Below are 14,424 nucleotides of genomic sequence, written 5' to 3'. Positions count from 1 at the left end.
CGATGATCCGGTTTTCCGAATTACGGCGCAACGGTCGAAATTATTTTCATGGAAAATGATCAAGAGGTACAGGTTTTCATAATTTCGGCCAGGAGGTATCGCGCCGAACATTGACCGAAAGACCGTGCTGGACGCGACAGACTGCATCTTCAGGCCCATCACGACGCCGAAGATGATCATGTAGACGCGGCACCGGGTTGCAGTTTGGGTTGCAGTTCACCGCCGTCCTATGCCGTTCGGGGAAGACCGACCCCGGCATATTGCTCCAGATTTGAACGATCGGGACGGCTCTGCTCCGAGCCGCTAATACGGTTTGGTGGCAACACCATCCGGGGTTCCAATCCCCGATCCTCCGCAGTGGAGGGCCCCGCTCATTCGATCTCCGGAACCCCGGGGCGGGCGGTGCAGTAACGCACTCGCGAGGTCCCTTGAGGCGGGATAGCCGGAGGTCAGCGAATCCGGACCCGTTCGCTGGCCTGCGTCGCTACACTCTGTCCGGGTACGAGATCGTTCGCGGAGATGGGCTGGTCGAGCCGGTATGTACCCAGACGACCCTGTACCCGTGAGCGAACGACGGAGCCTGGCCGACGGCCGATACGTGCTGGAGAGCGAGCCGGTCGGCTCGGGCGGGATGGGCACCGTCTGGCGGGGATACGACCACAAGTTGCACCGTACGGTCGCGGTCAAGGAGCTCCATCTGCCGGCCGCCGGCTTCAGTGCGGAGGAGCAGGCCAGACTGCGGGCGCGGGCGATGCGCGAAGCCAGGGCGATCGCCCGCCTCGAGCATCCGGGCCTCGTGGGAGTGTATGACGTCCTGGAGGAGGACGGCCGGCCGTGGATCGTCATGCGTTTCATCGCCGGGCGTTCGCTCGACCAAGAGGTCAAGGCCAACGGGCCGCTGGATCCTCGGCGGGCGGCCGAGATCGGCAGCCAGGTGCTCGACGCGCTGTCGGCGGCGCATGACGAGGGTGTCCTGCACCTGGACGTCAAGCCGCAGAACGTGTTGCTCGACGACAACGGCCGGGCGGTGCTCACCGACTTCGGGATCGCGTTGGTCGCCGACGCCACCGCGACCGTGACCGCGTCGCTCGTCGGTACCGTCGGCTACATCGCCCCTGAACGGCTGGACGGTTCTCAGCCGGGTCCGGCGGCCGATCTGTGGTCTTTGGGTGCCACGCTCTACTTCGCCGTGGAGGGCCGGCCGGCGTACGCCGCCGACAATGTGGCGGCCGCGCTCGTGTCGGCCCTGACCCGCGCGCCCGAGCCGATGACGCGAGCGGGGGCGTTGGCACCGACAATTGCCGGCCTGCTGGAGCGTGATGCCGGCGTGCGTCTCGACGCGGCCGATGCCGGCACGCAACTGCGTGCGGTCGCCACCGCGACCCAGGCCCCGCCACCCGATGGTCGCGCGCGGACGAAGGCGCTGCCTGCGGACGTCCTGGACCCGCCGTCCGGGGCGGTCTGGAAACGGAGGACCGCGGTGGCGGCGGCGGTGGCGGTGGCACTCCTCCTCACAGTGGTTGTTATCGCTCTTCCCTCCCTGATCTCCCATGACAGTGGAAATGCCGTACGGCAGCAGGGCACGACAGGCTCCCCGGTCGCAACCCGCACAACGCCGAGCGTCACCCCGTCCCCGATACCCACGGTGACCCCATCGCCGACGGCTGCCGTGCGCTACACCGTGATCCCCGGCATCTGCACCAAGGTGGTGACCCGGGCGAGAAAGATCATTCCCAAGATGGATGACGGCGAGGAAGATACGCCGGTTGAGAAGTTCGACGACCTCGTGGAGTCGCGCGGATGCCGCTGGAGCACGGAGGGCTACTGGTCCAAGCACCCCTGGGCTGCCGACGTCGTCGTCAAGCTGTTCCGATTCTCGACCGATTCCAGCGCGTCGGCGGCCTTCGAAGAGGAGCGCACCGACTTCTATAAGAACGCCATGCGGCTTGATGACTACGCGGACGAGCTGTGCCTGTCCAACCCGTCCGGCAAGGACTACGGGTACGCGCACGCGATGTTCCGCAAGGACAACCTGCTCGTACAGGTCTCCTACGAGATGTTGACCAAGGGTTCGCCTGCGCCGACGGTGGCGAGACCGCGTGGCCGGGACCTGACGAAGTATGTCTATCAGCTGGTGAAGTCGGCCACGTAGCACGGCCGTACGCCTACCGCCGGCCCGCATGACTCACCCCGAGATCGAGGCCACCGCCCAATGCGTACGAGGCGCGAGCCCGCCCCCGTCAAGGTCGGAAGCTGGCTCGGTATTCCGTGGGTGTGCGGGCGGTCAGTTGTCGGAACGCGGCGTTGAACGCCGACAATGATGTGTAGCCGACCGTGAACGCGATCTCGGTGATCGGAGTATCGCCCGCAGCCAGTTCTTCGATCGCGCGTAGCACCCGCATCCGGCGTAGGACTGCCCGCCACGTCATGCCCGTCTCGTCCTCGAAGCGGCGGGCCAGCGATCGTGGTGCCAGGCCCACCTCGACTGCCACCTCCTCGAAGCGGATCTCGACGCCGAGTCGCTGCTCGGTCAGCCGCAGGGCTCGGCGTAGTTCCGGTGAGCGGCCCACCGGGACGACGACGGGGCTCGGTTGCTCGGCGAGCCGCCAGGTCACTGCGGCGAGCGCGGTGAAAAGCGTCTCTGCGTACGCCGTCAGAGGTTCGTCGCTCTCGCCCCAGATGCCGCACTCGGTTACCAATGCGCGTGCCAGAGGGCTGAGGTCGAATACGGTCAACGGGGCCGGCGGGGACGCGGTGAATCTGGTGTCGAACAGTACCGACGCGGTCGTGACCGGCTGCGGGATGCTCACCTGTATCGCGTGACCCGCCTCGATCAGGGCGGCCCGAGCCGGCGGTAGGAGCCACGACTGGCCCTGCGCCTCGAGCCGGAGGGCACCGGTCGAGGCGCAGAGCAGGTAGTGGCGGTCCACCTTGAGCTCGCGGGCGGGCTCCCGCGGGAACGTACGGACGAAGCTGTACGCCTTCCGGGTCATCCGCAGCCTCGCATGAACCAATCATAGGGAGCCGCCAGGACGCCGGTCAGGCGACGGTCTCCAGCAGCTCCGCGTGGAAGCGTCGGCTCACCGGCGAACCGGTCATCATCGGGCGAATCACCTTGCCAGAGCGGGCGAAGGAGTCCGACTTCTGGTAGTCGGCAAAAGACTCCTCGTCGTCCCACTCGTGGACTATGGTCACCCGGGTCTCGTTCTCCCGGGAGGCGTACACCCGATAGGCAACGTTACCCGGCATCGCGCGTACCTCCTCGCGTTCGCTGTCGAGCTGGGCCAGGGCTGTCGCGCGGTCAGCGGCGGCGGTGTCGAAGTCGACAATGGCAATGATCACGAGGACCTCCTGATTGGGGGCGGCGACTGCCGCGAGCGGATGTCTTGATCCTCACATCGAGCCGGCCTGGTCGGCTTCCGCGAGCCGGACGCGTTCACGCTTCTAACGGACACGCCCGATCCAGGCCCTGATCTCACCGATCGTCAGGAGTCCGAGAGCTCTCTAGATGGGCGAGCGCGCTGTCCAACGCCGCCGGGGCGTCCAGCTCCGGGTTCTTGGCCCAGTCCAGCCAGACCGACAGCAAAATGCCGAACACCGCGCCGGCGACGGCCCGTACTCGGTCGTCGTGTTGCGGACGGTCGAGCCTGGTTGCGACCAGTTCGGTGAGCGTCTGCTTGGTGTTGGTGATGTTGGCGAGGCTGGCCGCCCACAGCGAGGGGACGCTGAGCACCAGCGCCTGGCGCTCCCGCTTCGCGGTCACGTCCGCGTCGGTCAGGTCGGTGAACACGGTCCGGAAGGCGTTGCGCAGCGCCGGCACCGGGCCGAGTTCCGGCGGCTGGGCCGCGCACGCCTCGGCGATGAGGTCGTCATAGTCATCGAGGGTGACCAGCGCTTCCTTGGTCGGGAAGTAGCGGAACACCGTCCGGTGCGAGACGTCGGCCGCCTGGGCGATCTGCTCGACGCTGGTGGCGTCGTAACCCTGCTCACGGAACAGGCGCAGCGCGTGCCGCTGAATGGCGGCGCGGGTGCCGGCCTTCTTGCGCTCCCGCAGTCCGGGCTGCTCGGAATCTGACATCATGCGAAATCCTTCAGCGGGATGACCGCCCGATACTTTCCGCCGGGGGATTGCCGCGGCGGCTCCTCAGCGCGTTCCAGGATGACATGGTCCAGCTTGTGGTCGGCGAGCAGACCGCCGATCCCGTCACGCACCGCCTGCCACACCGTTTCCGGGTCCGCCCCAGGCGAGGGCCGCAGTCGTATGCGCAGGCTCGCCGGGCTGGTTTGGACGATCTGGTACAGCTGTACGCCAGGCGTACGATCCACGAGCGTGTTGAGCATCAACGGCGCGATGACGACCTCGCCCCGCCCGGTGGCGAACGTGAGCACGTTGGCCACGCGTCCCTGCACCTGTATGGCCGGCAGGGGGTTGCCGCATGGGCACGGGTCAGGCCGTTGCAAGACGCTGTCGCCGAGGTCGTAGCGCAGGATCGGCTGTACGCGGTTGGCCAGATTGGTCACCAGAACGGTGTGGGACTGCCTGCCCGGCGGGGTCGGGGAATGGTCGGCTTCAACCGGTTCGACCAGGGCCCAGTCGCTGTTGACGTGATACCAGCCGTGCGCGCAGCCCTCGGTGAGGAAGGGACACTCGCTGGCGCCGTAGGTGTCGCGCACCTTGGCATCGAAGGCGCGGGCCATCCGCGCGTAGTCGCCGCTGGTCAGCGTCTCGCCCGCGGGTTCGACCACCACCGGCGCGATGTGCAGCCGTCCAGACTCTTGCTCGGCGGCGAGCATGTTGAGGACGCTGCCGTACCCGAGCAGGAGAGCGGGGCGGAACTCGTTGAGCGCCTCGACCAGTGCGTCCAGCGGGGTGTGCACGGAGAAGAGACGGATGGTCTTGCGCTGTAGCCGGTGTGCGCGCATGCGGGCGGCGCCGGCCGAGACCAGGAAATGGCCGTTCGTCGCGGCCACGATGGCCATCCGTCCGCCGCCTGCCACGATCCGGGTGATATCGGCGAGGTCCAGCCAGGAGCTCATCATCCGCATGCTGAGGGCGTAGTTGACGGCGATGTCCCGATCGTCCTTGACGAAGATCGCGGGGTTTCCGGTGGTGCCCGAGGTGGTGACCAGCAGGTATCGGTCGAGGAACCGTCCACCTACCAGTTGCGGATCCGCGGCGAAGGCGCGCGCCCGGGCCAGCGTTACTTCGCGGTCGGTGGCCCAACGGTCGTAGTGCGCCATCAGCGCCTTCTTGTCGGTGACCGGCAGCGATGCGGAGTCGTCGACGCGGGGAGGCAGGCCGCTGTAGAGGTCCCGGTAGTAGGGCGAGTGGGTGCGGGCGTGCTCGACGATCTCGGCGAGCCGCCGTCGCTGGACTGTCGCCCACTCGTGGTGCCTTCTGGTGCGGCGTGCGTCTTGCAGCAGCCGTGGAACGCTCTCCTTCATGCCGAATATTCTGTCACATTGCTGTCAAAAGTTAGTTGTGTGACATATTTTACCGTCCAGATGGTCACAGCGAGGCAGGTCGGGGCCGAGCCGCCCGGCGGGCGCAGTGCGGTCGGTCAGCCGTACGCGGGCGCGAGAGCGACGGGCGTCAGGGCGATCACCACGGCGGTCGTACGCGACGGACGCCCAGGTGCCGCCAACCCTGCGTCGCCTGCCAACAGGGGCATCTCCGCGTGGTGCCTCGTTAGAGTGTTAGCTCTGGATCGCTCTCCCCGTTGCGAGGACAAGCATGGCGGATGAACCTGCCAAGCCACGGCGGCTCACTGTCTACGCCGAAGTCGCCGCCGTTCTGGCCCTTGTCGTGGCGATCGTCGGCGTGGTCGTCGCCGTTTTCGCGTTCGAGCACGACAAGGAAGTCGCCGATGGCGGCCAAGGGGCCACTCCGGTGGTCACGGTCACGCAATACTCGCCAAAGGTCGGTGGCCAAGAATCCGCCGAGGCCGACTCTTCTTCTTCCGGTTTTTGGGGCGCGGCCGGAGTGGTGGCTCTGACCATCATCACTGGCCTGATCTCCAGCTTTCTGGTCTTCAAGTCCTGGGAAGAGCTAGTAATCTCCGACTTTATCGTCATCCTCCTCAACGCAGCTATCGCGGGAATGCATACCTTCGTACTGTCCCTGATGGGCATCACCTTGATTTGGGCGATCGTAATCGCAGTGGTATTCGCGGTGATCGGGTTCTTTGCCAGCGTGTTCGCCACTTAGGCGGACTTGATCGCCGACGTACCCACGGGCGATGAGGCCCGGCTGTGGTTGTACGGCGTGGCCAGACGCGTCCTCCCGTGTTAGAACAGGCGCTCCAGGAAGACCATGATCGTCATGACCGTGATGCCGGTGACGATCAGGTTGACGGACCAGCGCAGATTGCGGTGTTTGGTGCGCGCGATCCGCGCGATCCTCAGGGCGTCGGTGGCCAGGAACAGCTCGTAGTCCCTGGTCTCGGTGTTCATCCGCTCGATCAGGGCTTCTGGCGTGGGCTCCTCGGCGTAGAGGAGGATTCTCTGCCCGCCCTGTTGGGGCGACGGTGGGCGGATGGTGATCAGGATCAGCAGGACCGCCGCGGACAGCAGGATCAGCGCCAGGATGACGCCGAAGCGCCCGACTCCCGGGAATTGGGCCGGACCGGTGAGGATGAGGGTGACCATCACGCCGTACGCGACGCCCGCCCAGGACAGCAGGAGGCCGGCCCTCTTCTCACTGGCGCTGATCAGCTCGGCGCGGGCCGCGGTGGTGGCGGCGTCGAGCCGATCCCTGAGGAACGGGGACATGGACGCATGCTGCGCACCACTGTCCCCTTCGGAGTGGCCGCCGGATGTAGCTGGTTCGTGGTTCATGGTGGGCGGGTCCTTTCCATCGGGATCGTGGGCCGATGGGGCTGACTATGAGCGAATGCCGCGAATAGGGATGACCCGGTCCGGTTCTCCGATTCCTCGAACCTCAACCCATCCCTTCGGTGAGACATACCCCCGTCGCGCAAGCCGCCACTTCAGACCCCAAGGAGCCAGTTCCTTGTTGAACATCTGGGAGAGTCCTTCGGTGGTGTCGGCGAACACGTACGCGTAGGCGTACACCTGCCCGCGATGAGTCCACTCCCAGCGGTCGACAGGACGTTGAAGGACTGATTCGAACCAGTCGGCGGCCCGGTTGGCCATGACCTCGATCGGCCCCGTCGTCGTCATGGCGAGGCTCGTCGGTCTCTCAGGAAGGGTGCTGAGCTGATTGTGCAGCTCGTCGGCCTGCAGCGCGTTGCCGAGCAGGTGGACGCCTACACAGAGCAGAGTCTGGTTCGCGCTGTCGTCGTCGAGGTAAAGCCCGGCAACCAGCCGACCGTCGCTATCCCAAAACGCGAGCCAGGTGTCATGATGCTCCGTCCAGTGCGCTGCTCGGGCGCGGAGCGTCTCGGCAAAGAGCAAATGCTCGCCTTGCAGCGATCGGCCCGCCTCAAACCACTCAAAACATGACATGTTCTCACATGCTATGGAGAGTCATTCCACTCATGATGCCAAGCATCCTTTCGACCGACCGGCAGCCCTGCACAGAGCCCTCCGCAGATGAACCCCGGACCCGACGGTTCCAAGCCGGACGCACGTCAGGAGGCGCCTGACGTACAGGTCGGCCGATGGCCTTCCACTGCGGCACAGCCCGCGAAACGGGGGCTTTCGACGCCAACTGCCCTATCGCTACTATCAGGCCACTAATCGCCTACTTTGGCGATTTTTGCGATGGACGCGCCGATCGGCAAGGAGAGTGCCCGCACGTGGCTGGTTTGGGCAGAGTCGGGCGGCGACGTACGGGAACCGTGGACGATGGCGACGGAGCACCGGAGTCGACCAGCGGCCGGCCGCGGCGACTGGCCGGTACCCGCCGACTGCCCCTGCGTACCGTACTGATCATTGTGGTCTTCGTACCGAGCATCACCTTTGCCCCGGTGCTGGCTTCAGGGATGTTCCAGCTGTTCGCCCAGTGGCAGTCGGAGAAGGCCCAGATGGATCTGGCCACCACCACCGCCGGTAGGCCCGCGGCCAACCTGTTCTTCAACCTTGGGCAGGAGCGGCTGCTCACCGCGGAGGCGCAGGCCGACCCGCGTAGCGCCGCCCGCGACAAGCTGGCCAAGCAGCGCGTGCTGACCGACCAGGCGGTGACCGCCTTCCGTCCGCTGGCGACCCTGGACACCAGCAAAGGACAGGAAGGGATCCCCCAGGCCGTCGCCCGTACCGAACGGGGCCTCGATCTCCTCGACCAGCAGCGCCGGGCGGTGGACGCCGGGTGGTCCAGCGCGCAGAAGGCGTTCGAGTACTACACCGGCGTTCTGGAGTCAGACCTCGGCTTGCTGACCGTCCTCAGCCATACCGAGCACGGCGAGGTGAACACCAAGGCGCAGACGCTGGTCGACCTCTTCTGGGTGCTCGACATGCTCGGCCGCGAAGACGCCATTCTGGCCCGTGGCTGGGAGAAGGGGCGCCTGACGGCGGAGGAGCACGACCTGGTCGCCGACGCCATCGGCACCAAGGAGTACCTCCTGCAGTCCCGGGTGGCCCCCAGCCTCCTGGAGAACGAGAGCCAGTACGGAAAGCTGACGGCCGGCAAGGCGTGGCAGAGCATGGTCGCTCTGGAGGAGCGGCTGGTCACCTCCGGGACCGGCGAGAGCGGCCAGGTGGCGCTGCGCGAGATCAGCGCGTCGTGGCGCTCCTCGGTGGACACGATCACCCCGCAGCTGGTGAAACTCCTGCAAGTCCGGCTCGAGAACGTCGCCACGATCGGCTACACCCACGCCGGCACCCTCTTCATCATCTTCATCAGCGTCAGCGCCGTGGGCGTGCTCGCCTTGGGCCTGGTCATCTTCACCAGCTGGCGCCTCACCAGCATCCTGCGCCGGCGCATCCTCCATCTGCGCGAGGAGGCCCAGGAGCTCCAGGAGCGGCTGCCCGACGTGGTCGCCCGGCTGGAGCGTGGCGAGGAGGTCGACGTGGACGCCGAAGTGCACATGGTCGAGCCCACCCCCGACGAGCTCGGCGAGCTCGGGCATGCCCTCAATCTGGCCAGCCGCAGCGCGGTCTACACCGCCGTACGGCAGGCCGAACAGCACCGTGGCTTCCAGCGCATGCTCCAGCGCATCGCCCGCCGTACCCAGATCCTCATCGGCCTTCAGCTGAAGAAGCTGGACGAGCTGGAACGCAAGCACGAGGACCCCGAAGTGCTGGAGGGCCTGTTCGACCTCGACCACCTCACCGCCCGCCTGCGCCGCTACGAGGAGAACCTGGTGATCCTCGGCGGCGGCCAGCCGCAGCGCCGCTGGCGCAAGCCGGTACGCCTGCTCGACGTCCTGCGCGCCGCCCAGGGTGAGGTCCAGGACTACCGGCGGATCTCGATCGAGGTCGAGGGCGATCCCTGGGTGGCCGAGCGGGCGGTCGGACCGCTGGTCCACGTCCTGGCGGAGCTGATGGAGAACGCCACCGCCTTCTCCAAGCCGATGACCCCCGTCGAGGTACGGGCCGCGCTGGTCAGCCGGGGCCTCGCCGTGGAGATCGAGGACCGCGGCCTGGGCATGGAGCCCGCGCAGTACGCCGCCGCCAACGCCCTGCTGAAGTCGCCGCCGCAGCTCGACGTGATGACGCACGCCGACGATGTGCGTCTCGGCCTGTACGTGGTCGCCCGGCTCGCCATGAGCCTCGGACTCCAGGTGGAGCTGCGGCCGTCCGCCTTCGGCGGCACCCGGGTCATCGTGCTGCTCCCGGAACCGCTCGTGGTGGACCGCCCCCGCGCGGTACCCGGACCGACCGCGCTGCCCAGGGAGGTCCCCACCCGCCCCCGGGAAGTCCGGCCCCGCGAGGACGACGCGCCGCTGCCGACCCGCTCCAGGGGACGCGCGATGGCCTACGTCACAGCACCGGAAACCGCACCGGAAACAGCGCCGGAAACCGCATCGGATACGGCACGGAATACAGCACCGGATCGAGACGACGCGCCCCCGTCCGCCGAGCGTCCGCCGCTGCCCCAGCGGGTGCGCCAGGCCAATCTGGTCACCGAGTTGAAGGCCCCGGCGGACAGGGATGAAGATACCGACCAGGAAACCTGGGCAGTACGCGAGCAGCCCAGCCGATCCAGTGCCACGATCGGTGCGTTCCAGAGGCAGTCCCGCCGGCGCCGGACCGGTGACGACGCCTTCCAGCCCCGGCCGGACGGGTCCCCCGAGCCCGGCTCCCCTACGACGGAAGACCGAAGATGACGCAGCGCACCACCGCCACCGACGCAGACCTGGACTGGCTCCTGGACGGCCTGGTCAATCAGGTCGCGGGTACGCGGCACGCCATCGTGCTGTCCGACGACGGCCTGGTGGTCAGCCGCTCCCGGACCATCGAGCGCTCGGACGCCGAACGCCTCGCCGCGATCGCCACCGGCCAGCAGAGCCTGGCTCGCGGTGTCGGACAGCTCTTCAGCGGCGGCCCGGTCCACCAGGTCATCATCGAGATGGCCGACCTGTGGCTGTTCGTCACAGCGGCGGGCCGCGGCACCCATCTGGCCGTGGTCGCCTCCCAGGAGGTCGACGCGGAGCTGATGGCCGTCGCGATGCACACCCTGGTCCAGCAGGTCGGCCAGAAGCTGGGGACCGACACGCGCGCCCCGGAACCCGATGACGCGGGGAGACACGGATGAGGCATTGGACGGAGAGCTTCGACGACGATGCCGCCGATGAGCCCCTTGTCCGCCCCTATACGATCACCGGCGGACGAACCACCCCCGAGCGGGACGACCTTACGCTGATCACCTTGGTGACGGCACTGTCCGAGGCGGCCTCTTCGGAGTCCGGACACGGCATGCGGAGGATGCAGCCGGAGCACCGCACCATCCTCGCTCTGTGTACGCGGCCCCTGGCGGTGGCCGAGGTCGCCTCCGCGCTGGACCTCCCGGTGTCGGTGACCAAGATCCTCATCGGCGACCTGATCGAGGCCGGTCAGGTGCGGGCCCGGCCGCCGCTGGCCTTCGCGCAGGCGGGTGGCCTTCCCGGTATGACAATTCTTGAGGCGGTGCGGGATGGGCTACGCAATCTCTGACCAGAAGGACACCGCTCCCCTGGCGGTGAAGATCCTTATCGCCGGTGGTTTCGGCGTCGGCAAGACGACCCTGGTCGGCGCGGTGAGCGAGGTCGCCCCCCTGCGTACCGAGGAGTACCTGACCCATGCCAGCGTCGGCGTCGACGATCTGGAAGGGGTGGGCGGCAAGGCCACCACGACCGTCGCCCTGGACTTCGGGCGCATCACCATCAACCGCGAAATCGTCCTCTATCTGTTCGGCACGCCCGGACAGGAGCGCTTCTGGTTCATGTGGAACGACCTCGTCAACGGCGCGATGGGCGCCGTCGTCCTGGTCGACACCCGCCGGCTGGACGTCAGCTTCGCCTCGATCGACTTCTTCGAGAGCCGCGGCATCCCCTTCATCGTCGGCGTCAACTGCTTCCACGGCGTCAAGGACCGGACGCAGGAGGAGATCCGCAAGGCCCTCGACCTCGATCCGCAGGTGCCGCTGGTGCTCTGTGACGCCCGCGACCGGACGGCGGGCCGCGATGTCCTGCTGGCGCTCGTCGAGCACCTGATGGACACGCAGTCCCGCGCCGCGGCTCACCCCGTGGCCTGACCTCCCGGCCGCCACGTCGTGGACAGCAGGCTGGGCACGGCACCGTTCTGGGCGGTCACGACGACGAGGGTCGGTGCGTTCGTGGGCGCGGGGAGCCGGAGCTCGGTGATGGCGCCGCTCGTGGACTGGGCCGGCGCCACCAACTCGCCGTCCTGAAAGCTCACGATCCGCTGTACGGTCGGCGCGGCCGCTTTGAGCGCCCAGCCATTGCCCCCGGGCCGGGCCTTCCGGATCAGTGCGCGAAGTCGCCGACCGGCCGTGCCGCCCGCCCTGCCGCTGAGGCGGATGGTCAGCTCGCCTCCCGAGCCGAAGACGCCCGGTGGTACGGGGTTGACGATGAACAGACCGGAGCGGAGGGAGCGGGTGCCCTGGCGACCGGCGAAGCCGCCGCAGCTGATCAGGGACGAGGTCTCGCTGCGCACGCCGTCCCGCGTCTGCTCGGCGGCGACCGTGGCCTGCTCCCCGGCCGGACTCACGATGAAGTCCACGCTGTCGATGCGCAGCCCGGCCACGCCGTCATGCATGACGGATCCCGCCACGGTTTCGCGGAGTACGCCGGAAATGCCGCGCCCCTCCATGATGTCCAGCGCCTCGACGCAGATCAGGCCGTCGTCCGGCATCTCCTCGGGCAGCAGGTCGAAGACGGCCACGCTCTTCTTGAGGTGACCGCCGCCCTTCAGCAGCACGCACTGGCGCAACCGCCCCTGGGAGCGGATCTGGATGAGCCGCGGCAGGCCCTTGACGGCCTCCGCCGGCTGCTCCGGCTCCCCCTCGTGCCAGCCGCGTACCGAGCCGGCGTCAACCGACAGCGAGACCGTCACCCGCAGCCGGCGGCCCGCGGCGGCCACCTTGAATCCGGCCAGTCCCGAGCGCTCGAACCGGCCCACGATCTGTACGCCCCGATGCACCTGATCGGCCACCTGCAGCGCCGCGTCGTGGCCGCTGATGATCCCGATCGGCGCCTCGGCGGGGACGGCGAGCCGGTCGAAGTCGGTGCCCGTGCCGGCGGTCAGCAAGTCGCTCATGACGCGCTCCTCGAAGCGGTGAGAGCCGTGGCCTCGCTCCGCGAAGCGGTCAGGGCCGTGGTGAGCCCGTGGGGATCCCGGAAGTCGAACCGGCACAGCAGCGGATCACGCCGCTCCCACATCCTGCGTACCGCGCAGTGGAGCGGGTCGCCGTCGCGCTCCACGTGCCGCAGGCCCGCGACGAGCGTGTGCAGGTACTCGTTGCCTTGCCCGACCTCCCAGTGCGGCACCACCGGCGAGGGCACGTCGGCCCCGCTGCGGTAGAGCCACAGCCACAGCCGGGCCCGCTCCCGCTGCTCGGTCCCCAAGATGGACTCCCCCTTCGCGTGCTTGGCGACGGCCTCGCCGAGCAGCCGCCAATAGTCGTCCCGCGTGCGGGCGACGTGCGACAGTCCGCATTCGCTCCACTCGGACCAGCCGGCCTGGATGACGGGGATGCCGAAGGCGGGCAGCTCGTTGGAGACGCTCCCGCGCACGGTCACGCCCACGTCGGTCATGCTCCACAGCGCGTTCTTCGACAGCGCCAGGCTGGGCATGAAGGCCATGTGCTCATGCGCTGAATGGCGGGCCGCCACGGCCGCGAAATGGCCGGTCGTGTCATACCGGAACTGGCTCGGATGATCCAGGAAGAGCCAGCTCACGCGGTCGTTCGTGGCGGCGAAATCCGCGGTCTCCTCGAACCAGCGCGCCAGATCGTCGAACAGCTCCCTGTTGGCGCCGACCGCGTCGGAGACGGCATGGTGGAAGACGGTGAAGACGGGCAGGTCCGGGTCGATCCCGAGGCGTTCGCAGGCGTGCTGGCGGAGCTGGCGGCGTTCGGTCTCGGTACGTACTTCGTAGTCGCTCACGTTTCCGGCCCGCCACCAGCTCGGCCGGCCCAGGTTGACCTTCGCCCGCCAGGCCACGAGCTCGGCGTTCGGCCTGATGAGGTCCCGGTGCGGCCAGACGTACTCCTCGAAGAACTCGCCGATCTGGCCGGTCAGCTCCTCCCGGAAGGTGCCGAGCCCTCTGCGGCGCTCCGGGAAGAGCGCATACGCCTTCAGGGCCCCGGTGCTCTGTACGTGCACGACCGGGATCTCCCGGCGCATGGCCGTGTCGACCGCCAGCCCCCACTGGTCGTAGTCGACATGGCTGGTGACCAGCGCGGCGGGCGGCCGCTCGGCGAACAGCCGGTCGTAGACGGCGGAGAAGGCCCTGGTACGGGCGCGCCGCGACTGATGCCAGGGCTCTTCGCTGTCCGGCAGTCGCGGCACCCGGCCCAGCCGGATCAGCGTCGCCTTCTCCACGGCGGCCAGCGTCTCGGAGTCGCTTCCCTCCGCCGGGCTGTCGCCTCGGTCGGCCAGCCGGCGATCCACGAGGCCGTGCACGTCGAGCACCTCGGTGGCGCCGAACGCCTCGGCCAGCCGCCGGACCCGCTGGATGTCGTACTCCTGCCAAAGCGTCTCGCGCCAGTCCGGGTCCGTGCCGGTGAGCACGAGCAGCCGGGCCGACAACAGATCGCAGAGCGCGTTCGCCACCAGCAGGTTGCGCACGATGACCCTGATGTCCTCATGGAACGCCTCTGCCACGACCAGTGGCCCGCTGTCATCCCGAGGAGGGCGATGTCCCCAATACGCCCGCGCAGCGATGAGCAGCCGATCGAACTGCTCGCCATCCCCCACAAGGTTCATGCTCTCCCCGACCCCGTACCCGTACCCGTCGCCCGATCAGCACGGCCGCGTCGACCCTGCCAGACCCGACAACCGGGCGGGGTGACCTTTGCCC

14 protein-coding genes are annotated in these 14,424 nt (G+C 68.0%); 6 read left to right on the top strand and 8 right to left on the bottom strand.

The window, feature by feature from the left end:
• Positions 1-562 precede the first annotated feature (562 nt).
• Positions 563-2,152, top strand: a complete 1,590-nt coding sequence (locus ACGFJ2_RS27590; RefSeq protein ID WP_393472973.1) for a serine/threonine-protein kinase — start codon at positions 563-565, stop codon at positions 2,150-2,152.
• An 88-nt stretch (positions 2,153-2,240) separates the two neighbouring features.
• Here the strand turns inward: ACGFJ2_RS27590 and ACGFJ2_RS27585 are convergent, their stop codons facing one another.
• The 4 genes from ACGFJ2_RS27585 to ACGFJ2_RS27570 all read right to left on the bottom strand — a co-directional run bounded on the left by ACGFJ2_RS27585 (position 2,241) and on the right by ACGFJ2_RS27570 (position 5,445).
• Entirely contained in the window at positions 2,241-2,993 is a 753-nt protein-coding gene (locus ACGFJ2_RS27585) for a helix-turn-helix domain-containing protein (protein ID WP_393472970.1), read from the bottom strand.
• Positions 2,994-3,039: 46 nt separating this feature from the next.
• A complete protein-coding gene (locus tag ACGFJ2_RS27580; protein ID WP_357962276.1) occupies positions 3,040-3,342 on the bottom strand; it encodes an antibiotic biosynthesis monooxygenase in 303 nt (100 codons plus the stop codon).
• A 133-nt stretch (positions 3,343-3,475) separates the two neighbouring features.
• Positions 3,476-4,081, bottom strand: a complete 606-nt coding sequence (locus tag ACGFJ2_RS27575; protein WP_393472966.1) for a TetR/AcrR family transcriptional regulator — start codon at positions 4,079-4,081, stop codon at positions 3,476-3,478.
• Complete coding sequence (locus ACGFJ2_RS27570; RefSeq protein WP_393472963.1) at positions 4,078-5,445, bottom strand: phenylacetate--CoA ligase family protein; 1,368 nt, start codon at positions 5,443-5,445, stop codon at positions 4,078-4,080. The genes ACGFJ2_RS27575 and ACGFJ2_RS27570 overlap by 4 nt, the downstream gene beginning before the upstream one ends.
• 289 nt (positions 5,446-5,734) lie before the next feature.
• Between ACGFJ2_RS27570 and ACGFJ2_RS27565 the strand changes: the two genes are divergently transcribed.
• Entirely contained in the window at positions 5,735-6,208 is a 474-nt protein-coding gene (locus ACGFJ2_RS27565) for a hypothetical protein (protein ID WP_393472960.1), read from the top strand.
• 80 nt (positions 6,209-6,288) lie between these two features.
• Here ACGFJ2_RS27565 and ACGFJ2_RS27560 read toward each other — a convergent pair whose 3' ends face one another.
• Positions 6,289-6,771, bottom strand: a complete 483-nt coding sequence (locus ACGFJ2_RS27560) for a Pycsar system effector family protein (protein WP_393472957.1) — start codon at positions 6,769-6,771, stop codon at positions 6,289-6,291.
• Between the two features lie 111 nt (positions 6,772-6,882).
• The gene (locus ACGFJ2_RS27555) at positions 6,883-7,467 is read right to left on the bottom strand and encodes a hypothetical protein (protein ID WP_393472954.1); all 585 of its coding nucleotides are present in this window, start codon (positions 7,465-7,467) and stop codon (positions 6,883-6,885) included.
• A 335-nt stretch (positions 7,468-7,802) separates the two neighbouring features.
• On the opposite strand from ACGFJ2_RS27555, the gene ACGFJ2_RS27550 reads away from it, so the two are divergent.
• The 4 genes from ACGFJ2_RS27550 to ACGFJ2_RS27535 are packed head-to-tail and all read left to right on the top strand — an operon-like array spanning position 7,803 to position 11,635.
• Entirely contained in the window at positions 7,803-10,229 is a 2,427-nt protein-coding gene (locus ACGFJ2_RS27550) for a nitrate- and nitrite sensing domain-containing protein (protein WP_393472951.1), read from the top strand.
• Positions 10,226-10,657, top strand: coding sequence for a roadblock/LC7 domain-containing protein (locus tag ACGFJ2_RS27545; protein WP_357962292.1), 432 nt, complete (start codon positions 10,226-10,228; stop codon positions 10,655-10,657). Before ACGFJ2_RS27550 ends, ACGFJ2_RS27545 begins: the two co-directional genes overlap by 4 nt.
• Positions 10,654-11,055: a DUF742 domain-containing protein gene (locus ACGFJ2_RS27540; RefSeq protein WP_357962295.1), complete on the top strand. Its 402-nt coding sequence runs from the start codon at positions 10,654-10,656 to the stop codon at positions 11,053-11,055. Before ACGFJ2_RS27545 ends, ACGFJ2_RS27540 begins: the two co-directional genes overlap by 4 nt.
• Positions 11,036-11,635 (top strand): ATP/GTP-binding protein, encoded by a 600-nt coding sequence (locus ACGFJ2_RS27535; protein ID WP_393472947.1) that lies wholly within the window; start codon positions 11,036-11,038, stop codon positions 11,633-11,635. The genes ACGFJ2_RS27540 and ACGFJ2_RS27535 overlap by 20 nt, the downstream gene beginning before the upstream one ends.
• Here ACGFJ2_RS27535 and ACGFJ2_RS27530 read toward each other — a convergent pair.
• Positions 11,620-12,660: a hypothetical protein gene (locus ACGFJ2_RS27530; protein ID WP_393472944.1), complete on the bottom strand. Its 1,041-nt coding sequence runs from the start codon at positions 12,658-12,660 to the stop codon at positions 11,620-11,622. The two genes, ACGFJ2_RS27535 and ACGFJ2_RS27530, sit on opposite strands and share 16 nt — an antisense overlap.
• The gene (locus tag ACGFJ2_RS27525) at positions 12,657-14,330 is read right to left on the bottom strand and encodes a hypothetical protein (RefSeq protein ID WP_393472941.1); all 1,674 of its coding nucleotides are present in this window, start codon (positions 14,328-14,330) and stop codon (positions 12,657-12,659) included. The genes ACGFJ2_RS27530 and ACGFJ2_RS27525 overlap by 4 nt, the downstream gene beginning before the upstream one ends.
• Positions 14,331-14,424 lie beyond the last annotated feature (94 nt).

Source organism: Nonomuraea sp. NPDC049028, from assembly GCF_043197735.1.
Taxonomy (GTDB): Bacteria; Actinomycetota; Actinomycetes; order Streptosporangiales; family Streptosporangiaceae; genus Nonomuraea.
Note: the sequence above shows the minus strand (reverse complement) of the source record. Positions and strands in the feature narration are given on the sequence as shown.